This is a genomic window from Pseudomonas sp. B5(2017), assembly GCF_002112825.1.
Lineage (GTDB): Bacteria > Pseudomonadota > Gammaproteobacteria > Pseudomonadales > Pseudomonadaceae > Aquipseudomonas > Aquipseudomonas putida_Z.
Genome location: NZ_NEIR01000002.1, coordinates 319,584 through 340,671, shown reverse-complemented (window position 1 = coordinate 340,671; position 21,088 = coordinate 319,584). Strand labels below are relative to the sequence as shown.

Here is a 21,088-nt window from a genome sequence, read left to right as displayed (position 1 = left end):
TACCCCTCGAGTGAGGGGCAACCAACTTAGCCAGCGCGCCCAGGATGCAACGCGCTGAAGGGTTTCCGGTGCAACTAGTCGGCCGACGGGTACCAACGCGGCGTGTAGGCCCACACCCCACCCGAGAGGCGAGGAAACACGCAGGTTGTAGATGAGCCGACCAGCACCATGGTGCGCATGTCGACCATTTCCGGCAGCAGCTCGGCCAATGTGACGACCTTCAGCGTCTGCCCCGGCCTACCGATGTCACGGCCAAGGACTACAGGCGTGTTCCCCTCGCGGTGCCGACGCACGACCTCCAGCGCTACCCCGAGCTGGTGCGGCCTTGCCTTGGAAATCGGGTTGTAGAACGCCAGCACCAGGTCGGCCTGGGCCGCCAGGTCCAAGCGCTTTTCAATGATCGACCACGGCTTGAGGTTGTCCGACAGCGACATCACGCAGAAGTCATGCCCCAGCGGCGCGCCCGCCTGGGCGGCGGTCGCGAGCGAGGCCGACACCCCCGGCAGGATCTCGAGATCCACCCGGTGCCAGGCCGGGTCAGTGGACTCGTGCAACGCTTCAAGTACCGCAGCTGCCATGGCGAACACACCCGGGTCGCCCGACGACACCACCACAACCGAACGGCCCTGGGCTGCCAGTTCGAAAGCATGCCGGGCACGCTGCATCTCTTCACGGTTGTCGGTGCAGTGCAGCACTTGGTCGTCACGGAACGGGCCGGCCATGCGCACGTAGGTTTCGTAACCGAGCACATCTTCGGCCCGCGCAAGCTCGGCCTTGACCGCCGGCACCATCAGCTCGGCTGCACCCGGCCCCAGGCCGATGACCGCCAGACGACCCCGACGACGACCGATCTGCGCCACCTCGACCGGGGCAGGCGCCACCGCGATGACCACGTCTGCCACCTCGATCAGCTGCGCAGCAGGCAATGCCGCAGCAACCATCCCGGCCAGATCATGCGTCTTGGCAGCAAAGCGCAAGGCAATCCCCAGGGCCTGTGCGGCCTCGTGCAGGGCATTGTCGGCCATGGCTTGCTCGTCGGCCAGCAGGCAGGCCACTGCAGGCTCGGCGATGCCGGCCTGCTGCAATGCCGCACGGATACTGGCCAGGCTGCCGCCAGCAACACCCACTACCACCGAACGCGGGTGGATCAGCAGCTCGTCGCGGCTGGCCGGGCGGGCCTGGTGCCCCACATGGATGGTACGCCGAGCCGCCTCGCTGGCAGGCAACTGTGCCTGTTGCAGCCACGGCGCGTCACCTTCGATGCGCACCGCCTCGCCAGCCAGCAGGTCGGAGACAAAGCGCTTGCCTTGCTCGATATCCGCCAGCGCATAGCCCTGTGGCGGGTTCAGCAGACAGGTGCCGAAACGCAGCTCGCCGCTGGTGGTGATGGCCGCAGCAACGCCCAGTGCTTCAGCGATTTCGCGCGCCATCACGTTCACACCGCCAAGGCCACCAAGCAACGGCACTACGGCACTGCCGTCTTCGGCCACGGCCAGTACCGGTGGCTCGACACCTTTCTCGCTGAGCAGGCTGGCCAGGCTGCGGATGACGATACCCGCCGCGCACAGGGCGATGATCGGCGTGTTCTGCTGGTACAGCCCACGCAGGGTATCGCCGAACGCGGTGTAGCAAAGGTCGGCACCCTCGACCCGGCCTTCCAGGCCATGGATCGATGCTTGTGGATAACGCTGCTGGATACGCTGCGCCGTGGCCAGGCTGCCCTGGCCAAGGATGACGATCGCCGGTGCCTGGTGCATGTTCAGCCCTGCCATTTTTCACCCGGCACGATGATCAGCGAGAAGTACGGCGACGACTGTGGGTCGACCTGGTCCAGCGGCACGATCTTCTGGTTGGCCATGGTCGCCCGCTCCACATACAGCGCGCGCCCGTCCAGGCCCAGTTCGGCCAGCACTTCGCGCACCTTGGGGAAGTTGCGCCCAAGCTTCATGATCACCGCCGCGTCGGCGTCGGCCAGGCGACGCTTGAGCTCCTCGGCCGGCAACACGCCAGACAGCACCGACAGGCTCTGGTTGCGGTACACCAGCGGCGCGCCCAGTACCGAGGCACCACCGAGCATCGAGCAGACGCCGGGGATCACTTCGGCCTCGTAGCGCTGCGCCAGGCGGTCGTGCAGGTACATGTAGGAACCATAGAAGAACGGGTCGCCTTCACAGATCACCGCCACGTCGCGGCCGGCATCCAGATGCTCGGCTACCTGCACGCTGGCCTCGTCGTAGAAGTCGCTGATCACCTGTTCATAGGACAGCGGCGCTGGCAGCGCTTCGGTGGTTACCGGGTAGACCAGCGGCAGCAAGGTCTGCTCGGGCTGCAGGTGCGCCTCGATGATGCCGAAGGCGTTGCCGCGCTTGCCCTTGGCCACGAAGTAGCCGACCACGGGCGCTTCACGCAGCAGGCGCAGGGCCTTGAGGGTAATCAGTTCAGGGTCGCCAGGGCCCACGCCCAGGCCCAGCAGACGTCCACGCGGCGCCATCATTCCACCTCCGTGGCGAGGGCGTTGACCGCAGCGGCGGCCATCGCGCTGCCGCCCAGGCGGCCTTGCATGATCACGAACGGCACGCCACGGCTGTCGGCGGCGAGCATCGCCTTGGACTCGGCGGCACCGACGAAGCCGACCGGGAAGCCGAGGATCAGTGCTGGTTTCGGGGCGCCGGCGTCGAGCATTTCCAGCAGGTAGAACAGCGCGGTAGGCGCGTTGCCGATCACCACCACACTGCCTTCCAGGTACGGTCGCCACAACTCCAGGGCCACGGCGGAACGGGTGTTGCCGGCGTCTTTCGCCAGGCCCGGTACGCTCGGGTCGCGCAGGGTGCAGATGACCTTGTTGTCGGCGGGCAGGCGGGCGCGGGTAATGCCCTCGGCGACCATGTGCGCATCGCACAGGATCGGCGCGCCGTTCAGCAACGCCTCGCGCCCGGCCCGGCCGGCGCCTTCGGAGAACTGCAGGCCATCGATGGCGTCGACCATGCCACAGGCGTGGATCACGCGCACGGCGAGCTTTTCGAGGTCTGCGGGGATCCGCTCGAGTCGGGCTTCCTCGCGGATGATCCGGAAGGAATTGCGATAGATCTCCTGACCATCGCGGATGTAGTCAATCATCAAGGTGCTCCGTCGGCAGGTCGAGCATGGCGCCTGCTTCATTCAAGGTAAGGTCGGTGGCGCGCAGGGCGCCGAAGCCCGGCAGGCGCGCATCACGCAGGTACAGGTCGTAACGGCCCGGCGCACGGGCCAGCAGGGTGGCCGGGGCAACATGGGCCATGGCGCAGGATCGGGGGCAACCGGACAAGTGCACGCTACCGGGCACGCCAGGGCCGAGCAGTGCAGCCAGGGTGACGGCGTCGGCCTTGGTCTCGCCCAGAGCCTTGGCACAGCCACTGGCGCCGGTACAGGCGCTTATGCGTGCCAGTGGCTCATGGTCGTGGCATAGCAGGCCCAGTGCGGACAATCCGGCCTGGGCGTGATCGATGTGTTGCGCTTGCAGGTTGGTCAGCACCAGGCTTTGCCAGGGGCTCAGGCGCAGGCTGCCATCGCCATGTTCACGGGCAACGCGCGCAGCGCCACGCAGCATGGCCGGGGTCAGGCGCCCCTGCGGCGGGGCAACGCCCAAGGCGACGCCCTGCACCTGGGGCAGAACGCCCAGCCACGAGACGTTGCAGGGTGCACGCCGCCATGCGAGCACGGCGGCATCGCGGCGGATGGCCAGGCCGAGCCCGTCGATGAAATCGGTTGCCGAACACACCTCGAGCAACTGGCGCATGCGCGACTGTGCCGGGGTGGCCAGGTCGAGGAAGCGCTCCAGCACCGCACGCACCAGTGCCAGGCCTTGTTCCGCCGGCACCGCGCCGAGCACCTGGCCGTCTGCCGGGCAACCCGCCAGGCCGAACGCCAGCCAGGTCTGCTGCTCCAGGCGCAGGGTCGACAGCCACAGGTCATGGGGGTGTTCGAGCATGGCCAGGTTTTCGCCGGCATCCAGCTGCACGGCGAACTTGGCCGACAACTGGTGAAAACGCGGGGTGCCTTCCAGCAGGTCGAGGATCTGCCCGGCCAGCGGCCGAGCGTCCAGCAGCATCGCCGGGTCATGCCCGGCCAGCGGGCTGAGCATCAGGTTGCGCACATCGTCACCGGCGGCATCACGTGGGCCCAGGCCGGCTGCGAGCAGTGTCTCGACCAGGCCGCGATGCTCGCTGCCGATGCCGCGAATCTGCAGGTTGCCGCGGTTGGTGGCCTCGATCACGCCACCGGCGAAACGCTCGGCAGCCGCCGCCACTGCGTCGGCCTGGTCGGCCAGCAGCAGGCCGCCCGGCAGCTTGATGCGGCAGATGCCGCCATCACGGGCACTGACGATGCGCCACAACCCCGGGCAGGCCGAGGGACGGGGCGATACATGGGAGGCATGGGCCTGGGTCAAAGGGGCGTCCGGCAATCTGTGAAAATGCGCTTGAGTGTAGAAGGCGCGGTATTATGCCTGCTTTGTCCGGCGGCATGAAAAGCCGGTGGTCGAGCATCATCGACGATCGAGTAGAAATTCAGGACCGCGTCGCCTTCTTCGCGGGCATGCCCGCTCCCACAGGATCACCGCTGCCCTCAACGGCTGCGCTGTACCTGTAGGAGCGGGCGAGCCCGCGAAGGGGCGCGCAGCGGCCCCAAAAATGGCGGAATGAAATACATGGCACCCTGGCTGACAGTTGTAGGTATCGGCGAAGACGGCTTCAGCGGCCTGGGCAAGCAGGCCCGGCGCGCGCTGCTGGGCGCTGCGCGGATCTTCGGCAGCCCGCGCCAGCTGGCCTTGCTGCCACGCTGCGTGGCCGGCGAACGGCTGGGCTGGCCAAGCCCGTTCTCGCTGGCCCCGGTACTGGCCCTGCGCGGCCAGCCGGTATGCGTGCTGGCCAGCGGCGACCCGATGTTCTACGGCGTCGGCGCCAGCCTGGCGCGCCAACTGCCCGCCGCTGAAATACGCGTGCTGTCGATGCCCTCCTCCTGCGCCCTGGCCGCAGCCCGCCTGGGCTGGCCACTGCAGGACGTGCAGGTGGTATCGCTGGTCGCTCGGCCCCTGGCAGCGCTCAATGCCCACCTGCACAGCGGCGTGCGCCTGCTGGTGCTGAGCAACGACGGCGACAGCCCGGCAGCAATTGCCACGCAGCTGCGCGAGCGGGGCTTCGGGCCAAGCCGCCTGCGGGTCTTCGAACACTTGGGTGGCGTGGACGAACGTGAGTTGGCCGGCACCGCCCAGGACTGGCCGCACAGCGACGTCGCCGCGCTCAACCTGGTAGCCATCGAGTGCCTGGCCACACCCGAGGCGCCGCGCCTGCACCGGCTGGCCGGGTTGCCGGACAGCGCCTTCCGGCATGACGGCCAGCTGACCAAACGCGATGTCCGCGCCATCACCCTGGCCCGCCTGGCACCACAGCCCGGCGAGTTGCTGTGGGACGTGGGTGCCGGCTGCGGCTCGATCGGCATCGAATGGATGCGCGCCCACCCGGCCTGCCGCGCCTTGGCCATCGAGGCCGACGAAGGCCGCCAGGGCTTCATCGAACACAACCGTGATGCGCTGGGTGTACCCGGCCTGCAACTGGTCCGGGGCAAGGCACCGGCGGCGCTGGAGGGCCTGGAGCAACCGGATGCTGTCTTCATCGGTGGCGGCGTCACCCGCGAAGGTGTGCTTGACCTGTGCTGGGCAAACCTGCGCCCCGGCGGCCGGCTGGTAGCCAATGCGGTGACCCTGCAAAGCGAACTGGCCCTGGCGCATTTCCGTGAACGCCATGGCGGCGAGCTGACCCGCATCCATGTCGCCCATGCCCAGCCATTGGGCGCGTTCGACACTTGGCGCCAGGCGCTGCCGATCACCTTGCTGGACGTGGTGAAACCCGCCGATGCGTGAAGAAACCCGCGAACAGCCCGCCCCCCTGCGCAGCGGCCTGACCACCGGCAGCTGCGCCACCGCCACCAGCCTGGCGGCAGCACGCTTGCTGCTCGGTGGCGAGAGCAACGACGCCGTCAGCATAACCCTGCCCAAAGGCAAGGTGGTGCAGATGCGCCTGGAGTTCTGCCGCCTCACCGGCCAAGGTGCCGAAGCGGGCACGCTCAAGGACGCCGGCGACGACCCGGACGTGACCCATGGCGCCCTGCTCTATAGCCAGGTGCGCCTGCTGGCCGAACCGGGCATCCGTTTTGTCGCCGGCACCGGCGTCGGCACCGTGACCCGCCCGGGGCTGGTGCTGGCGGTGGGTGAGCCGGCCATCAACCCGGTGCCACGGCGCATGATCAGCGAACACCTGCAACGCCTGGCGGACGAATGCAGCTACTCCGGTGGCTTCGAGGTCACGGTCAATGTGCAGGGCGGCGAGCAACTGGCCCTGAAGACCATGAACCCGCGCCTGGGCATTCTCGGCGGGCTGTCGATCCTCGGCACCAGCGGCATCGTGCGGCCGTTTTCCTGCGCGGCCTACATCGCCTCGATCCACCAGGGCATCGACGTCGCCCACACCAACGGCTACACGCATATCGCCGCATGCACCGGCAACGCCAGCGAAGACACCATGCGCCGCGTCTATGGCCTGCCGGAAATAGCCCTGATCGAAATGGGCGACTTCGTCGGTGCGGTGCTCAAGCACCTGCGCAAGGTGCCGGTGCCACGCCTGACCCTGTGCGGCGGTTTCGGCAAGATCAGCAAACTGGCTGCCGGGCACATGGACCTGCATAGCCGCCACTCCAGCATCGACCTGCCGCAACTGGCCGGCTGGGCAGCGGACATCGGCGCCGACGAGGCGCTGCAAGCATCGATCATTACTGCCAACACCAGCCAGCAGGCCCTGGCACTGGCCCATGCAGCCGGCATCCCCTTGGGTGACGCGGTGTGCGCCCACGCCCTGGCCTTCGCCCGCAGCGTGGTGCCAGCGCAGGTGCAGGTGGAAGTGTTCGCCATCGACCGCCAGGGTGGCATCGTCGGCCGGGCGGGTGTGCAATGAACGGGCGCATCCTGCTGCTGGGCGGCGTCACTGAAGCCCTGGCCATCGCTCGCCGCCTGGGCCCGCAGCACGTCTACAGCCTGGCAGGCATCGGCCGGGTGCCGCAGGACCTGCAATGCCAGGTTCGGGTCGGCGGCTTTGGCGGTGCCGAAGGGCTGGCCAGCTACCTGCACGAGGCAGGCATCACGTTGCTGATCGATGCTACCCATCCCTATGCCGCACAGATCAGCCGCAATGCGGCCAACGCCGCACGCATGGCCGGTATCCCGTGCTGGGCCTTGCGCCGCCCGGCCTGGCAGGCGCAAACGGGGGACGACTGGCGCGAGGTCGAGGACTGGGCGGGGTTGATCGAGGCACTCAAGCCGTTTCGCAGGCCATTGTTCACGCTGGGGCGTGAGCCGCTGCAACATCTGGACGAGATACCGCCGGAGCAGTTCTGGACCTTGCGTGCGCTGGAGGCGTGCCCTGGCAATGATCGCTGCGAAGTGATTGGCGCACGCGGGCCGTTCCATATCGAGGATGAGCGGGCGTTGTTCCAGCGCCGCAAGATCGATGTACTGATCAGCAAGAACAGCGGCAGCGTGGCGACCGAACCGAAGCTGGACGTGGCGCGGGAGCTGGGGATACCCGTGCTGATCCTGAAGCGACCGGCTTTGCCGGATGTGGACCGGGCATTCGACTCGCCAGCCGACCTGGCTGCGGCACTCGACCTGCGCGGATAACAAATTCCGAAAGCGCACCGCAGATCCCTGTGGGAGCGGGTTTACCCGCGAAGAAATCAACGCTGTGCATGGCACCGGCTTCGCCGGTGTTCGCGGGTGAACCCGCTCCCACAGGGGACGCGGCAACTTTCATGTATTTGCACAAGATAGTTGCTCCTACAGCCATTTCGGACTTTTCTTGCAAACCATGAAGTGGCCATGTGCCGCACTGCTACCTTAAACTCGGCACTCCCTCCCGGAAGGCGCTACCCATATGGAAATGCAATGGTGGATCTGGCTGGTCTTCGGCATCGCGCTGATCCTGCTCGAACTGGTCCTGCCGACGTTTTTCATCCTCTGGTTCGGCATCGGCGCCGTGCTGGTGTCGCTCATTTCGCTGGCCGCCCCCAGCCTGCAACTGGACATGCAGGTGCTGCTGTGGGTGCTGATGTCGTCAGTTACCACGGCACTGTGGTTCAAGCTGTTCCGGCGCAAGCAACCAGACGTGCGCTGGACCGCCGAAAGCGTGATCGGTGAAGTAGGGCTGCTGACTGCTGGTGTTTCGGAGTTCCAGAAAGGCCGTGTGCGCTTCCAGAAGCCTATCCTCGGCAGCGAGGAATGGACCTGCGTCGCCAACAGCGAGATCGCGGCCGGCGAGCGGGTACGCCTGACCGCCATCGAAGGGAACACCGCCCGGGTCATCCGGGCCTGAATCCGCACTAAAAGGAATTTCGCATCATGACCAGCCTCATCGTCGTCGTCGCCATCGCCCTGTTCGTCCTGATCACCGTGTTCAAGGGGGTGCGCATCGTGCCCCAGGGCGAGGAATGGGTCGTCGAGCGCCTGGGCCGCTACCAAAGCACCCTCAAGCCCGGCCTGAACATCGTCATCCCGTACATGGACGTGGTCGCCTACCGCCTGCCGACCAAGGACATCATCCTCGATGTGCAGCAGCAGGAAATCATCACCCGGGACAACGCGGTGATCGTCGCCAACGCCCTGTGCTTCGCCAAGGTGGTCGACCCGCAGAAGGCCTCCTATGGCGTGCAGGACTTCTCGTTCGCCGTCACCAGCCTGACCATGACCTCGCTGCGCGCCATCGTCGGCGCCATGGACCTGGACGAAGCGCTGTCCAGCCGCGAGCAGATCAAGGCACGCCTGCGCGAGGCGATGTCCGAGCAGACCGAAGACTGGGGCGTGACCGTACGCTCGGTGGAAATCCAGGACATCAAGCCCTCGGAGAACATGCAACTGGCCATGGAGCGCCAGGCGGCAGCAGAGCGTGAGCGCAAGGCCGACGTGACCCGAGCCGAAGGGGCCAAGCAGGCGGCGATCCTGGAAGCAGAAGCACGCTTGCAGGCTGCCAGGCTGGATGCCGAAGCGCAGATCAGCCTGGCCGAGGCCTCGGCGCGGGCGATTACGCTGGTCAAGGACGCGGTCGGCAACGAGACCGTGCCGGCGATGTACCTGCTGGGCGAGCGCTATGTGGGGGCGATGGAGAACCTGGCGGGCAGCAGCAATGCCAAGGTGGTGGTGCTGCCGGCGGACCTGCAGGAGACCGTGCGTGGGCTGATGGGCCGCAACAAGGCTTGATAATGCTGGGGGCGCTTTGCGCCCCATCGCGACACAAGGCCGCTCCTACAGGTTACCCGCTGCCCCTGGGCCGGTGATAATCCTGTGGGAGCGGGCGTGCCCGCGAAGCAGGCGACACCGCTTCAACAGCATGCCTGCGTCACTTCACCGCACCCCGCCATTTTTACCTATACTCCGCCTTACAATACCCACCACGATTCCTGACCGGATCTCTCCATGCCCCCACGTCGGCACATCGCCTGGATAGCCTGCCTTGCAGTGCTGTTCAACCTGCTGGCCATGCCGCTGTCTTCCGCCGCGCCCAAGGGCCCGGCCGAGCAGCTGCTGTGGGGGGCCTTCTGTTCCAGCATGGCCAACAAGGCCAAGGTCGACGTCCAGGCCCTGGCCAAGATCGACCTCGGCCCGCAAACCGACGACAGCGCCAGCATGATGAATTGCTGGTGCTGCTCCGGTGCCGCGCCACTGCTGGCCCTGCCCGGTTACCCGCCGCAGCTGCACAACCCGCCGATACTGCTCGCCGGCCTGCTGCCGCCACCCGCCGACTACCACGCCACGCCGCGCCAACTCTGGCCGGCGCTCAATCCCCGTGCCTCTCCGCTGGCCTGAGTTCTTCACACTGTCTGCCTGAACCTGAACAGAAACGGAGATTCACCATGCTCAAGCACGCCCTCGTCATGGCCGCCCTGCTGCTGCCCGGCGCCTTTGCCAATGCCCACGAATACAGCGTGGGTGACCTGCACATCGCCCACCCCTGGTCACTGCAGCTGCCCCCCAACGCCCCCAACGTCGCGGCGTATTTCGTGGTGCACAACAACGGCCAGGCCGACGACCGCCTGCTCGGTGTCGACAGCCCCATCAGCGATGACGCACAACTGCACGAGCATGCCATGAGCGCCAGCGGTGCCATGAAGATGCAGCAGGTGCCCAGCGTGGTGGTGCCCGCAGGCAAGGACCTGACCTTCGCCCCCAGCGCCTACCATGTGATGCTGATGCAGCCCAAGGACCGCAGCCTGCTCAGCGACGGCAAGCGCTTCCCGTTGACCCTGCACTTCGAAAAGGCCGGCGATATCACCGTCGATGTGGCCGTGCAGAAGCAGGCGCCGACGGACCAGCCGCAAGCCCACGAACACGCGCACTGATCACTCGCTGAAAGGCACTCGCCATGAGCCTGCCGCGCAACAGCATCAGCCGTACCACCCGCCCTGACCGCAGGCGCGCCGGTGGCGGATGGCTGAGCCTGTTCGCCATGTGGATGATCTTCATCGGCCCGCTGATTTCCCAGTCGATGCCGATGGACCACCACGCCGGCATGAGCATGCCGATGAACATGCCGATGGCCACCGCCCATCAGCATGGCGGCGACCCCCATCACGGCCAGGCTGGCGATGGCCAGCTGCATGTGATGTGGGAAAAGTGCGGTTACTGCAGCCTGTTGTTCAACTGCCCGGCCCTGCCCCAGGCCCTCAGCCCGCTCAGTGCCGGCAGCGTCGTACCCACCACCCACCTGTTCGCACCCACGCGCCAGGGCCATGCCCGGCAGGCTGTATTCCCCGGCGCGCGCAGCCGCGCCCCACCTTCCTCGATCAACGTCTGAACCCACATTTTTTGCGCACGGAGCCAGGAGGCTTCGCGCTGACTCATGACTGATCGACTGGAATCATTATGTCCGGCTGCACCCCTGTTTTTGCCTTGTCCCTGCGTGGGACCATCGCCGCCGTGTGCGGCTCGCTGCTCGCGCCCGTGGCCCTGGCCGCCGACCCAGGCCATGAAGGCCATGCACACGATGCCCCCGAGCTGAGCCCGACGGTGATCACCGCGGTGGCCCCGAGCTCGCCGCTGACCGTGGTCACCAACCCGAAAGACCCGCGCCAGCCGGTGCCGGCCAGCGATGGCGCCGACTACCTGAAGACCATCCCCGGCTTCTCGGCCATCCGCGCCGGCGGCACCAACGGCGACCCGGTACTGCGCGGCATGTTCGGCTCGCGCCTGAACATCCTCACCAATGGCGGCCTGATGCTGGGCGCCTGTCCCAACCGCATGGACGCCCCCACGTCGTACATTTCGCCGGAAACCTACGACCGCCTGACCGTCATCAAAGGCCCGCAAAGCGTGATCTGGGGCCCGGGCGGCTCGGCGGGCACCATCCTCTTCGAGCGCGAGCCGGAAAAGTTCGGCACCCTCGGCAGCCGGGTCAATGCCAGCCTGCTGGCCGGCTCCAACGGCCGCTTCGACAAGGTGCTGGACACTGCCGTCGGCAACGACCAGGCCTACGCCCGCTTCGTCGGCAACCAGTCGCGCTCGGACGACTACCACGACGGCGGTGACAACACCGTGCCGTCACGCTGGGACAAGTGGAACGGCGATGTCGCTCTCGGCTGGACCCCCGACCAGGACACCCTGCTGGAACTCACCGCCGGCAAGGGCGATGGCGAGGCCCGCTATGCCGGCCGCGGCATGGACGGCTCGCAGTTCAAGCGCGAAAGCCTGGGCCTGCGTTTCGAGAAGTCCAACCTCGGCGAGGTGCTCGACAAGGTCGAGGCGCAGGTCTACTACAACTACGCCGACCACGTGATGGACAACTACAGCCTGCGCACGCCTTCGGGCAGCGGCATGATGGGCATGCCGATGGTCAGCAACGTCGACCGCCGCACCATGGGCGCACGCATCAAGGCCACCTGGCGCTGGGCTGATGTTCAACTGATCGGCGGCATCGACGCGCAGACCAACGAACATCGCAAGCGCGGTGGCATGGGTGTGGACGCGCACAAGGGCAAGGCCTGGACCAAGGACGCCGATTTCCACAACTACGGTGCCTTTGGCGAGCTGACCTGGTACGTCAGCGGCGAGGACCGGTTGATCAGCGGTGCCCGCCTGGACCGCGCCTCGGCCCGCGACTTCCGCGCGACCAGCGCCACCAACGGCAACACCCGCGCCGACACCCTGCCCAGCGGTTTCATGCGCTACGAGCACGACCTGGCTGCGCTGCCAGCCACCACCTACATCGGCCTCGGCCATGCGCAACGCTTCCCCGACTACTGGGAGCTGTTCTCGGCGGGCGGCCCCACCGGCTCGGTCAATGCCTTCGACAGCATCAAGCCGGAGAAAACCACCCAGCTCGACTTCGGTGTCCAGTACCGCGACGAGCGCATGGAAGCCTGGGCTTCCGGCTACGTGGGGCAGATCCGCGACTACATCCTGTTCGACTACCAGGGGATGAGCTCCCGGGCCCGCAATATCGACGCCCGCATCATGGGCGGCGAACTGGGCGCGGCCTACCAACTGACGGAAAACTGGAAGGCCGATGCCACGCTGGCCTACGCCTGGGGCAAGAACAGCAGTGACGGAACAGCACTACCGCAAATGCCGCCCCTGGAAAGCCGCCTGGGCCTGACCTACAGCCGCGATGTGTGGAGCGTCGGCGCACTGTGGCGGCTGGTGGCGGCGCAGAACCGCATCGCCGAGAACCAGGGCAACGTGGTCGGCAAGGACTACGACAAGAGCGCCGGCTTCGGCGTGTTCTCGCTCAATGGCGCCTACAAGGTAAGCAACCACCTCAAGCTCAGCGCAGGGGTCGACAACCTGTTCGACAAGACCTACGCCGAGCACTTGAACCTGGCCGGGAACGCCGGGTTCGGCTACCCGGCTACCGATCCACAGCCGGTCAACGAGCCAGGCAGGACCTTCTGGACCAAGGTCGACTTCAGCTTCTGACAACAACAACGGGCGCGGCGCAGGTCGCGCCCATCTGCTGGTCAAACAGGAGGTTCCCATGAGAGGAACACGCATCAATTTCTACAACCTGGCCTGGCGTTGGCACTTCTATGCGGGGCTGTTCGTGGCCCCGTTCATGATCCTGCTGGCAATCACCGGGATCATCTACCTGTTCAAGCCGCAGCTCGACCCGCTGCTGTACCGCGAGCTGATGGTGGTCGAAGCCGGCCACCACCGACAGGGCGCGGACACGATGCTGGCCGAGGTGCGCAAGGCCTACCCCAAGGGCCACGTTGGCCAGTACCTGCCGCCGCTAGACGCCGAACGCAGCGCACAATTCGTGGTGCATGACGCCGGGCGTGAACTGAACGTGTTCGTCGACCCCTATAGCGGCAAAGTCCTCGGCGAACAGGATGGCAAGCAGAACCTGCAGGCCATCGCCCGCGCCCTGCATGGTGAACTGATGGTCGGCACGGTCGGTGACCGCCTGGTAGAACTGGCCGCGGGCTGGGGCATCGTGCTGGTGGTGTCGGGCCTGTACTTGTGGTGGCCACGCGGGCGCAATGGTGCTGGCGTGCTGTGGCCACGGCTGTCGGCACGCGGCCGACTGTTCTGGCGCGACCTGCATGCGGTGACCGGTTTCTGGGGCTCGGCCTTGTTGCTGCTGATGCTGGTCAGCGGCATGACCTGGACCGGCCTGTGGGGCAAGCAGTACGCCGACTTGTGGAACCGCTTTCCGGCAGCCATGTGGAACGACGTGCCCAAGTCGGACCAACAGGCGGGTGAACTCAACAGCGCGCACCGCCAGACCGTGCCCTGGGCGATGGAAAACACGCCGATGCCGCAGTCTGGTGCACACGCCGAACATGCCGGGCATCACATGATGTCGAGCGCGCCGGCAGCGCCACAGATAAGCCTGCAGCAGGTCGAAGACATCGCTACCGCGCGCCAGGTCGAACCGGGTTACAGCATCACCGCGCCGACCACGGCCGATGGGGTGTTCACCATCGCCGTATTCGCCGACGACCCGCGCAACGACGCCACCCTGCATGTCGACCAGTACACCGGCAAGGTGCTGGCCGATGTGCGCTGGCAGGACTACAGCCCGGTCGCCCGTGCCACCGAGCTGGGTGTGATGCTGCATGAAGGCAAGATGTTCGGGGCGTTCAACCAGATCATCATCCTGCTGGTGTGCCTGATGATCTTGCTGGGCTCGGTGAGCGGGCTGGTGATGTGGTGGAAGCGCAGGCCGGCCGGCGGGCTGGGTGTGCCGCCGCTGCGCCATGACCTGCCGCGCTGGAAAGTAGCGGTGGGGGTGATGCTGGTGCTGGGGTTGATGTTCCCGCTGGTGGGGGTGTCGATGGTGGTGATGTGGCTGGTGGATAGCCTGGTGGTGAGGCGCGGCCGGGTGCTGGCCAGCGCTTGAGCCTTGCTTCGTCTGTGCCGGCCCCTTCGCGGATAAACCCGCTCCCACAGTTTCTGCGCCAAGCCTGAGGGCAGCGCGGTCCCTGTGGGAGCGGGTTCACCCGCGAAGAGGCCCGCACAGGCACAACACTGCTCCCCAAAAGTCGAGTCGATCTGTCGCGCCCCGAACTGGAACGCGCGTGTTAGCCTAGCCGGCTACCTCTGACAAGACGACCGACTGTCCAACGGAATGCAGCCTATGACGCAAACCTCACCCACAGCGCCAGATGAACAGCATCTGCAGCGCAACCTGACCAACCGCCACATCCAGCTGATCGCCATCGGTGGCGCGATCGGTACCGGCCTGTTCATGGGCTCGGGCAAGACCATCAGCCTGGCCGGGCCGTCGATCATCTTCGTCTACATGATCATCGGCTTCATGCTGTTCTTCGTCATGCGCGCCATGGGCGAACTGCTGCTGTCGAACCTCAACTACAAGTCCTTCATCGATTTCTCCGCCGACCTGCTCGGCCCCTGGGCGGGCTACTTCACCGGCTGGACCTACTGGTTCTGCTGGGTAGTCACTGGCATCGCCGATGTGGTCGCGATCGCGGCCTATACGCAGTTCTGGTTCCCCGAACTGCCGCAGTGGATACCGGCGCTGACCTGCGTAGGGCTGCTGCTGTCGCTGAACCTGGTGACGGTGAAGATGTTCGGTGAAATGGAGTTCTGGTTCGCCCTGATCAAGATCGTCGCCATCATCGGCCTGGTCGTCACCGGCCTGTACATGGTCATCACCGGCTTCACCTCGCCCAGCGGGCGCACCGCGCAACTGGCCAACCTGTGGAATGACGGTGGCATGTTCCCCAATGGCCTGATGGGCTTCTTCGCCGGCTTCCAGATCGCCGTGTTCGCCTTCGTCGGCATCGAGCTGGTAGGCACCACCGCCGCCGAAGCGAAGAACCCGGAACGCACCCTGCCACGGGCGATCAACTCGATCCCGGTACGGATCATCGTGTTCTACGTGCTGGCGCTGATCGCGATCATGGCCGTGACCCCATGGCGCGACGTGGTGCCAGGCAAGAGCCCGTTCGTGGAGCTGTTCGTGCTGGCCGGCCTGCCTGCGGCGGCGAGCATCATCAACTTCGTGGTGCTGACCTCGGCGGCCTCGTCGGCCAACAGCGGCGTGTTCTCCACCAGCCGCATGCTCTACGGCCTGAGCCAGGAGGGTGACGCACCCAAGGCCTTCGAGAAACTGTCGAGCCGCTCGGTACCAGCCAACGGCCTGTACTTCTCCTGCACCTGCCTGCTGCTGGGCGCAGTGCTGATCTACCTGGTGCCGAACGTGGTCGAGGCATTCACCCTGGTCACCACCGTTTCGGCGGTGCTGTTCATGTTCGTCTGGACACTGATCCTGCTGTCGTACCTGAAGTACCGCAAACACCGCGCGGCACTGCACCAGGCCTCGAAGTACAAGATGCCGGGCGGGCGCTTCATGTGCTACGTGTGCCTGGTGTTCTTTGCCTTCATCCTGGTGTTGCTGAGCCTGGAGGACGATACCCGTGCGGCGTTGCTGGTGACGCCGATCTGGTTCGTGCTGCTGGCGGTGACCTATCAGGGTGTGCGCAGCAAGCGCCATCCGCGCACGGCTGTGCGTAACGGCTGATGGCCTCGGGGGCTGCTTTGCGGCCCCAATCCTGTGCACACAAATCCATCAGGCACCAACCTGGATCCAACCAACGCCCCAACACCTCGCACAACCCCTCTATTGCGCACCTTCCGCCGTTAGGCACACCCCTTGCAACGCCCCTCCCCGCTTGCCCAACACATAAAAACTCAGCGGAGAGAGCACATGAAGCGACGCAGTCTGATCAAGGCCTTCACCCTTAGCGCATCGATTGCCGCAATGGGCCTGAGCTGGAGCATCCAGGCCGCCGAAACCATCAAGGTCGGCATCCTGCATTCGCTGTCGGGGACCATGGCCATTTCCGAGACTTCGCTCAAGGACATGGCGCTGATGACCATCGAGCAGATCAACGCCAAGGGCGGCGTGAACGGCAAGCTGCTCGAACCGGTGGTGGTCGACCCGGCCTCCAACTGGCCGCTGTTCGCTGAAAAGAGCCGACAGCTGCTGACCCAGGACAAGGTGGCAGTGGTGTTCGGCTGCTGGACCTCGGTATCGCGCAAGTCGGTACTGCCAGTGTTCGAGGAACTGAACGGCCTGCTGTTCTACCCGGTGCAGTACGAAGGTGAAGAGATGTCGCCAAACGTGTTCTACACCGGCGCCGCGCCCAACCAGCAGGCCATCCCGGCCGTGGAGTACCTGATGAGCGAGGACGGCGGCAGCGCCAAGCGCTTCTTCCTGCTGGGCACCGACTACGTCTACCCGCGCACCACCAACAAGATCCTGCGTGCGTTCCTGCACAGCAAGGGCGTGGCCGACAAGGACATCGAAGAGGTGTACACGCCGTTCGGCCACAGCGATTACCAGACCATCGTCGCCAACATCAAGAAGTTCTCCGCCGGCGGCAAGACCGCGGTCATCTCCACGGTCAACGGCGACTCCAACGTGCCGTTCTACAAGGAGCTGGCCAACCAGGGCCTGAAGGCCACCGACGTGCCGGTGGTGGCGTTCTCGGTGGGCGAAGAAGAACTGCGCGGCATCGACACCAAGCCGCTGGTGGGCCATCTGGCGGCGTGGAACTACTTCGAGTCGGTGGATAACCCGGTCAACCAGAAATTCGTCGCCGACTGGAAGGCCTACGCCAAGGCCAAGGGCCTGCCAGGCGCGGACAAGGCGGTGACCAACGACCCGATGGAGGCCACCTACGTGGGCATCCACATGTGGGCGCAGGCGGTGGAGAAAGCCAAGTCCACCGATGTCGACAAGGTGCGCGAGGCACTGGCCGGGCAAAGCTTCGAGGCGCCGTCCGGTTTCACCCTGACCATGGACAAGACCAACCACCACCTGCACAAGCCGGTGATGATCGGCGAGATCCAGGATGACGGGCAGTTCAGCGTGGTGTGGGAAACCGAGCAACCGCTACGGGCGCAGCCATGGAGCCCTTTCATTCCCGGCAACGACAAGCGCCCTGATTACGCCGTGAAAGGTAACTGAGTGCACTGGGGCTGCTTTGCAGCCCATTCGCGGGTGAACCCGCTCCCACAAATTCGGTGCAAGGTTCGAAACCTGTGCGATCCCTGTGGGAGCGGGTTTACCCGCGAAGAATCCACCGCTGTATTCCAGGACTGCTCGCATGCTTAGACTCCTGTTAACCCTTCTCCTGCTGATGCCCTTGGCAACCCAGGCCAGCGAGGGCGAATTCTTCCTCGCTGCCAAGCCCGCCGAACAAGCCCGCCTGCTCGAAGGCTGGGCCGCGCAACCCGATGCCGCCCGCCTGCCGCTGCTGGACAACCTGCGCCAAGGCCGCATCGCCGGCGACGACACGCGCAAGGTGCGCCTGAACAACCGCCTGCGTGGCCTGATCGACAATGCCCTGGCCAGCCACCAGTTGCTCAGCGACAACAGCGACATCCGCCTGGCCGCTGCCCAACAACTACAGAAAAGCGCGCAACCGGCGCAAATGGCCTTCCTCGACCGGCGCTTCGCCAGCGAACCGGATGCCGCCGTGCACGCCGCCCTCGGCCTGGCCCTGGCCAACCTGCAACTGGGCGCCAGCGAACCAGCGGTACGCCTGGCTGCCGTGCGCCTGCTCGGCGAAACCGGTGACCCGCTGGCCCGCACCCGCCTCGAAGCCTTGCTGCAACCCAACGCGGAAACCGACCCGGGCGTGCGCACCGCCGCCGAAACCAGCCTGGCCCAGGTGCAGCGCAAGCTGCTGGTGGGCGAACTGCTCGGCCAGGCCTTCAGCGGCCTGTCGCTGGGCTCGATCCTGCTGCTGGCAGCCCTTGGCCTGGCCATCACCTTCGGCCTGCTCGGGGTGATCAACATGGCCCACGGCGAGATGCTGATGCTCGGCGCCTACAGCAGCTACATGGTCCAGGTACTGCTGCAGCGCTACGCCCCCGGCGCCATCGAGTTCTACCCGCTGATCGCCCTGCCGGTGGCGTTCATCATCAGTGCCGGGGTCGGCATGGCGTTGGAGCGCACGGTAATCCGCCACCTGTATGGCCGCCCACTGGAAACCCTGCTGGCGACCTGGGGCATCAGCCTGATCCTGATCCAGGCCATCCGCCTGCTGTTCGGCGCGCAGAACGTCGAAGTCAGCAACCCGGCCTGGCTGTCGGGGGGCATCCAGTTGCTGCCCAACCTGGTGCTGCCATACAACCGCCTGGTGATCATCGGCTTCGCCCTGGCCGTGGTACTGCTCACCTGGCTGCTGCTCAACCGCACACGGCTGGGCCTGAACGTGCGCGCGGTCACCCAGAACCGCAACATGGCCGCCTGCTGCGGCGTGTCCACCGGGCGCGTAGACATGCTCGCCTTCGGCCTCGGCTCGGGCATCGCCGGGCTAGGCGGCGTGGCCCTGAGCCAGGTCGGCAACGTCGGCCCGGACCTGGGCCAGAGCTACATCATCGACTCGTTCCTGGTGGTGGTGCTTGGCGGCGTCGGCCAGTTGGCCGGCAGCCTGTGGGCAGCCTTCGGCCTTGGCATCGCCAACAAGCTGCTGGAGCCGCAGATCGGCGCCGTGCTCGGCAAGATCCTCATCCTTGCGTTGATCATTCTGTTCATCCAGAAGCGCCCGCAAGGCCTGTTCGCCCTCAAGGGACGGGTAATCGACTGATGAACCAGCCACTGCTTGTCACCGCTACGCAAAAGGCCGGGCCACGCCTGACCCTGGCCATCGGCGCCGTCGTCGTCCTGCTGCTGGTGGCCCTGCCGCTGCTGTCGCTGCTGCCGGCGGACCATGCCCTGCAAGTGTCGGCCTACACCCTGACCCTGGTCGGCAAGATCCTCTGCTACGCCATCGTCGCGCTGGCCCTGGACCTGGTCTGGGGCTACGCCGGGCTGCTGTCGCTGGGCCACGGGCTGTTCTTCGCCCTCGGTGGCTACGCCATGGGCATGTACCTGATGCGCCAGGCCGCCGGTGACGGCCTGCCAGGGTTCATGACCTTCCTGTCGTGGAGCGAGCTGCCCTGGTACTGGGCCGGTACCCAGCATTTCGCCTGGGCCCTGTGCCTGGTGGTGCTGGCGCCCGGATTGCTGGCGCTGGTGTTCGGCTGGTTCGCCTTCCGCTCGCGGATCAAGGGCGTGTACTTCTCGATCATGACCCAGGCGCTGACCTTCGCCGGCATGTTGCTGTTCTTCCGCAACGAAACCGGCTTTGGTGGCAACAACGGCTTTACCAGCTTCCGCACCATCCTTGGCTTCGACATCGCAGCCCAAGGCACCCGCGCAGTGCTGTTCCTGCTCACCGTCGGCCTGCTGCTGGCCAGCCTGTACCTGTGCTGGCGCCTCACCCGCAGCAAGTTCGGCCGTTTGCTCACCGCCGTGCGCGACGCCGAAAACCGCCTGATGTTCTGTGGCTACGACCCGCGTGGTTTCAAGTTGCTGGTGTGGGTGCTAAGCGCCGTACTGTGCGGCCTGGCCGGTGCGCTGTACGTACCGCAGGTGGGCATCATCAATCCCAGCGAGATGTCGCCGACCAACTCCATCGAAGCCGCCGTGTGGGTGGCCCTGGGCGGGCGCGGCACCTTGATCGGCCCGCTGCTCGGCGCCGGCCTGGTGAATGGCATGAAAAGCTGGTTCACCGTGGCCTTCCCGGAGTTCTGGCTGTTCTTCCTCGGCGCGTTGTTCATCCTCGTCACCCTGTACCTGCCCAAGGGCGTGGTCGGCCTGTTGAAGAAAAGGAGCCAGCCATGAGAGGCGTGCCCCCGGTCCACCCGGAATTCATGCTCGAACCGGTGTTCGACAACCTCGGCGCCGGCCGCGACGCCATCGGCCTGGGCCACAGCCGCAAGGCCGGCCTCGATACCCGCCATGGCACGGTGCTGAGCCTGGAAGACATCAGCGTCAGCTTCGATGGCTTCAAGGCGCTGAACGCGCTGAACCTGTACATCGGCGTGGGCGAACTGCGTTGCATCATCGGCCCCAACGGGGCCGGCAAGACCACGATGATGGATGTGATCACCGGCAAGACCCGGCCCGACAGCGGTACGGCCTATTTCGGTGACACCCTCGACCTGACCCGCATGAGCGAATACCAGATCGCCCAGGCCGGCATAGGCCGCAAGTTCCAGAAGCCCACGGTGTTCGAGGCGCTGACGGTGTTCGAAAACCTGGAGCTGGCGCTGAAGACCGACAAGTCGGTATGGGCCAGCCTGGCAGCGCGCCTGGGTGGTGAGCAGCGCCAGCGCATCGAGGAGGTGCTGGGCACCTTGCGCCTGCTGCCGCTGGCCCAGCGCCAGGCGGGCTTGCTGTCGCATGGGCAGAAGCAGTTCCTGGAGATCGGCATGCTACTGGTGCAGGAGCCGCAACTGCTGTTGCTGGACGAGCCGGTGGCGGGCATGACCGATGCCGAGACCGAGTTCACTGCCGAGCTGTTCAAGGGGTTGGCTGGCAAGCATTCGCTGATGGTGGTGGAGCATGACATGGGGTTTGTCGGCAGCATTGCCGACCATGTGACCGTGCTGCACCAGGGCAGCGTGCTGGCGGAAGGGTCGCTGGAGCAGGTGCAGGCGGATGAGCGGGTGGTCGAGGTGTATCTGGGCCGCTAGACATTGAAACCTGTGCCG

The 21,088-nt window shown here is 66.0% G+C and carries 19 protein-coding genes; 15 read left to right on the top strand and 4 right to left on the bottom strand.

Going from position 1 to position 21,088, the window contains the following annotated elements; translation table 11 throughout:
- Positions 1-74: 74 nt before the first annotated feature.
- From cobJ to cobG, 4 genes are read right to left on the bottom strand one after another with little or no spacing between them, the layout of a single operon-like run.
- Positions 75-1,757, bottom strand: a complete 1,683-nt coding sequence (cobJ, locus tag CAG00_RS04245) for a precorrin-3B C(17)-methyltransferase (protein WP_085663566.1) — start codon at positions 1,755-1,757, stop codon at positions 75-77.
- A gap of 2 nt (positions 1,758-1,759) precedes the next feature.
- On the bottom strand, positions 1,760-2,494 hold the full coding sequence (locus CAG00_RS04240) for a precorrin-2 C(20)-methyltransferase (protein ID WP_016712210.1): 735 nt from the start codon (positions 2,492-2,494) through the stop codon (positions 1,760-1,762).
- A complete protein-coding gene (locus tag CAG00_RS04235; protein WP_039613543.1) occupies positions 2,491-3,117 on the bottom strand; it encodes a precorrin-8X methylmutase in 627 nt (208 codons plus the stop codon). Before CAG00_RS04235 ends, CAG00_RS04240 begins: the two co-directional genes overlap by 4 nt.
- Positions 3,110-4,441 carry a precorrin-3B synthase gene (gene cobG / locus CAG00_RS04230; protein WP_176240852.1) on the bottom strand — a complete coding sequence of 444 codons (1,332 nt, stop codon included), beginning with the start codon at positions 4,439-4,441 and terminating at the stop codon, positions 3,110-3,112. Before cobG ends, CAG00_RS04235 begins: the two co-directional genes overlap by 8 nt.
- A gap of 243 nt (positions 4,442-4,684) precedes the next feature.
- On the opposite strand from cobG, the gene cbiE reads away from it, so the two are divergent.
- The 15 genes from cbiE to urtD all read left to right on the top strand — a co-directional run bounded on the left by cbiE (position 4,685) and on the right by urtD (position 21,070).
- Positions 4,685-5,896 carry a precorrin-6y C5,15-methyltransferase (decarboxylating) subunit CbiE gene (gene cbiE, locus CAG00_RS04225; RefSeq protein ID WP_085663564.1) on the top strand — a complete coding sequence of 404 codons (1,212 nt, stop codon included), beginning with the start codon at positions 4,685-4,687 and terminating at the stop codon, positions 5,894-5,896.
- Positions 5,889-6,983, top strand: a complete 1,095-nt coding sequence (locus CAG00_RS04220; RefSeq protein WP_025340790.1) for a cobalt-precorrin-5B (C(1))-methyltransferase — start codon at positions 5,889-5,891, stop codon at positions 6,981-6,983. Before cbiE ends, CAG00_RS04220 begins: the two co-directional genes overlap by 8 nt.
- The gene (locus CAG00_RS04215) at positions 6,980-7,705 is read left to right on the top strand and encodes a cobalt-precorrin-6A reductase (RefSeq protein ID WP_085663563.1); all 726 of its coding nucleotides are present in this window, start codon (positions 6,980-6,982) and stop codon (positions 7,703-7,705) included. The genes CAG00_RS04220 and CAG00_RS04215 overlap by 4 nt, the downstream gene beginning before the upstream one ends.
- A gap of 253 nt (positions 7,706-7,958) precedes the next feature.
- The gene (locus CAG00_RS04205) at positions 7,959-8,396 is read left to right on the top strand and encodes an NfeD family protein (RefSeq protein ID WP_085663562.1); all 438 of its coding nucleotides are present in this window, start codon (positions 7,959-7,961) and stop codon (positions 8,394-8,396) included.
- A gap of 26 nt (positions 8,397-8,422) precedes the next feature.
- Positions 8,423-9,277, top strand: a complete 855-nt coding sequence (locus CAG00_RS04200; protein WP_061550630.1) for an SPFH domain-containing protein — start codon at positions 8,423-8,425, stop codon at positions 9,275-9,277.
- Between the two features lie 216 nt (positions 9,278-9,493).
- Complete coding sequence (locus tag CAG00_RS04195) at positions 9,494-9,883, top strand: DUF2946 domain-containing protein (RefSeq protein WP_085663561.1); 390 nt, start codon at positions 9,494-9,496, stop codon at positions 9,881-9,883.
- A 47-nt stretch (positions 9,884-9,930) separates the two neighbouring features.
- Entirely contained in the window at positions 9,931-10,416 is a 486-nt protein-coding gene (locus tag CAG00_RS04190) for a copper chaperone PCu(A)C (RefSeq protein WP_003257539.1), read from the top strand.
- 23 nt (positions 10,417-10,439) lie between these two features.
- Positions 10,440-10,871: a DUF2946 domain-containing protein gene (locus tag CAG00_RS04185; RefSeq protein WP_085663560.1), complete on the top strand. Its 432-nt coding sequence runs from the start codon at positions 10,440-10,442 to the stop codon at positions 10,869-10,871.
- Positions 10,872-10,939: 68 nt separating this feature from the next.
- Positions 10,940-12,988, top strand: coding sequence for a TonB-dependent copper receptor (locus CAG00_RS04180; RefSeq protein WP_085663559.1), 2,049 nt, complete (start codon positions 10,940-10,942; stop codon positions 12,986-12,988).
- 58 nt (positions 12,989-13,046) lie between these two features.
- On the top strand, positions 13,047-14,414 hold the full coding sequence (locus CAG00_RS04175; protein ID WP_075046503.1) for a PepSY domain-containing protein: 1,368 nt from the start codon (positions 13,047-13,049) through the stop codon (positions 14,412-14,414).
- Positions 14,415-14,651: 237 nt separating this feature from the next.
- A complete protein-coding gene (gene cycA, locus CAG00_RS04170; RefSeq protein WP_025340798.1) occupies positions 14,652-16,058 on the top strand; it encodes a D-serine/D-alanine/glycine transporter in 1,407 nt (468 codons plus the stop codon).
- A 186-nt stretch (positions 16,059-16,244) separates the two neighbouring features.
- Positions 16,245-17,510 carry an urea ABC transporter substrate-binding protein gene (urtA, locus tag CAG00_RS04165; protein ID WP_013974390.1) on the top strand — a complete coding sequence of 422 codons (1,266 nt, stop codon included), beginning with the start codon at positions 16,245-16,247 and terminating at the stop codon, positions 17,508-17,510.
- Positions 17,511-17,649: 139 nt separating this feature from the next.
- On the top strand, positions 17,650-19,137 hold the full coding sequence (gene urtB, locus CAG00_RS04160; protein ID WP_085663558.1) for an urea ABC transporter permease subunit UrtB: 1,488 nt from the start codon (positions 17,650-17,652) through the stop codon (positions 19,135-19,137).
- Positions 19,137-20,216, top strand: coding sequence for an urea ABC transporter permease subunit UrtC (gene urtC / locus CAG00_RS04155; protein ID WP_025340800.1), 1,080 nt, complete (start codon positions 19,137-19,139; stop codon positions 20,214-20,216). The genes urtB and urtC overlap by 1 nt, the downstream gene beginning before the upstream one ends.
- On the top strand, positions 20,213-21,070 hold the full coding sequence (gene urtD / locus CAG00_RS04150) for an urea ABC transporter ATP-binding protein UrtD (protein WP_176240851.1): 858 nt from the start codon (positions 20,213-20,215) through the stop codon (positions 21,068-21,070). Before urtC ends, urtD begins: the two co-directional genes overlap by 4 nt.
- Positions 21,071-21,088: the final 18 nt, after the last annotated feature.

Coding starts and splice junctions, on each gene's coding strand:
- CAG00_RS04240 (WP_016712210.1), bottom strand. CDS start 2,494: ATGATGGCGCCGCGTGGACGTCTGCTGGGCCTGGGCGTGGGCCCTGGC.
- CAG00_RS04195 (WP_085663561.1), top strand. CDS start 9,494: ATGCCCCCACGTCGGCACATCGCCTGGATAGCCTGCCTTGCAGTGCTG.
- CAG00_RS04235 (WP_039613543.1), bottom strand. CDS start 3,117: ATGATTGACTACATCCGCGATGGTCAGGAGATCTATCGCAATTCCTTC.
- urtC (WP_025340800.1), top strand. CDS start 19,137: ATGAACCAGCCACTGCTTGTCACCGCTACGCAAAAGGCCGGGCCACGC.
- cobJ (WP_085663566.1), bottom strand. CDS start 1,757: ATGCACCAGGCACCGGCGATCGTCATCCTTGGCCAGGGCAGCCTGGCC.
- CAG00_RS04215 (WP_085663563.1), top strand. CDS start 6,980: ATGAACGGGCGCATCCTGCTGCTGGGCGGCGTCACTGAAGCCCTGGCC.
- cbiE (WP_085663564.1), top strand. CDS start 4,685: ATGGCACCCTGGCTGACAGTTGTAGGTATCGGCGAAGACGGCTTCAGC.
- urtD (WP_176240851.1), top strand. CDS start 20,213: ATGAGAGGCGTGCCCCCGGTCCACCCGGAATTCATGCTCGAACCGGTG.
- CAG00_RS04185 (WP_085663560.1), top strand. CDS start 10,440: ATGAGCCTGCCGCGCAACAGCATCAGCCGTACCACCCGCCCTGACCGC.
- urtA (WP_013974390.1), top strand. CDS start 16,245: ATGAAGCGACGCAGTCTGATCAAGGCCTTCACCCTTAGCGCATCGATT.
- CAG00_RS04190 (WP_003257539.1), top strand. CDS start 9,931: ATGCTCAAGCACGCCCTCGTCATGGCCGCCCTGCTGCTGCCCGGCGCC.
- CAG00_RS04220 (WP_025340790.1), top strand. CDS start 5,889: ATGCGTGAAGAAACCCGCGAACAGCCCGCCCCCCTGCGCAGCGGCCTG.
- CAG00_RS04180 (WP_085663559.1), top strand. CDS start 10,940: ATGTCCGGCTGCACCCCTGTTTTTGCCTTGTCCCTGCGTGGGACCATC.
- CAG00_RS04175 (WP_075046503.1), top strand. CDS start 13,047: ATGAGAGGAACACGCATCAATTTCTACAACCTGGCCTGGCGTTGGCAC.
- CAG00_RS04200 (WP_061550630.1), top strand. CDS start 8,423: ATGACCAGCCTCATCGTCGTCGTCGCCATCGCCCTGTTCGTCCTGATC.
- cycA (WP_025340798.1), top strand. CDS start 14,652: ATGACGCAAACCTCACCCACAGCGCCAGATGAACAGCATCTGCAGCGC.
- urtB (WP_085663558.1), top strand. CDS start 17,650: ATGCTTAGACTCCTGTTAACCCTTCTCCTGCTGATGCCCTTGGCAACC.
- CAG00_RS04205 (WP_085663562.1), top strand. CDS start 7,959: ATGGAAATGCAATGGTGGATCTGGCTGGTCTTCGGCATCGCGCTGATC.